This window comes from Pantoea sp. S61, assembly GCF_016625145.1.
Classification (GTDB): Bacteria; Pseudomonadota; Gammaproteobacteria; order Enterobacterales; family Enterobacteriaceae; genus Pantoea; species Pantoea rwandensis_B.
This window is the reverse complement of sequence record NZ_JACVUO010000067.1, coordinates 1-286: the sequence shown is the minus strand read 5'-3', so window position 1 is coordinate 286 and position 286 is coordinate 1. Positions and strand designations below refer to the sequence as shown.

Genomic DNA, 286 nt, shown 5'->3' with positions numbered 1-286 from the left:
TTCAACGTCATACTTTTGCTTATTCACATAATAAAAATCCAGTAGATTAATCACAATCCACGGAATCAACACCGCAATCAATGCCAGAATTAAGTTAATAAAGAACGAAACAAAGTTCTGTGATGCTGCCAGGGCGACTAGCACGCTTCCCACTAGTACCAATGATGACACCACTAAACGCACTGCGGCACCTGGCGTCCAGTGCGGACGGAATGTTTGTACTGCCGTAATCAGCGATAATACCGCACCATACAAATTCATTGAGTTGTGGCAGATAATATTGACC

The 286-nt window shown here is 43.0% G+C and carries 1 pseudogene; it reads right to left on the bottom strand.

The window, feature by feature from the left end:
• Positions 1-286 (bottom strand): annotated as a pseudogene (locus IAE30_RS30485) (cytosine permease); the annotation flags it as partial.